This window comes from Methylobacterium sp. C33D (genome assembly GCF_053345825.1).
Map to the genome: position 1 here is coordinate 1 of NZ_JBKFAV010000228.1, position 292 is coordinate 292.

At 69.9% G+C, this 292-nt stretch carries 1 protein-coding gene; it reads right to left on the reverse strand.

The window, feature by feature from the left end; genetic code table 11:
- Positions 1-139: 139 nt before the first annotated feature.
- Positions 140-292: Lrp/AsnC ligand binding domain-containing protein (locus tag ACLBXO_RS32165; RefSeq protein WP_447687963.1), on the reverse strand; the 153-nt coding region annotated here is incomplete at its 5' end.

A 292-nucleotide genomic window follows, 5' to 3' on the forward strand; every position in this document is an offset into this window, starting at 1 on the left:
CCAGGATTACTGGCCCGACGCGCTGGGGCGCCAGCATCTCTACGCGCCCACGGGGCGCGGCTACGAGTCCCGGCTCGCCGAGCGCCTCGACCGGTGGGAGGCCCTGCGGAAGGCGCGGCGCGGGGAGGGGTAGGCCGCCTCACAGATCGAGCGGCGCGTTGTCGATCCCCTCCTTCATCACGAAGAAGGTCCGGGTCTGGCGCACCCCCGGCAGGCCGATCAGCGTGGCGCTGTGGAGGCGGTTGAAATCGGCCATGTCGGAGACCCGGATCTTCAGCATGTAGACGAAGTC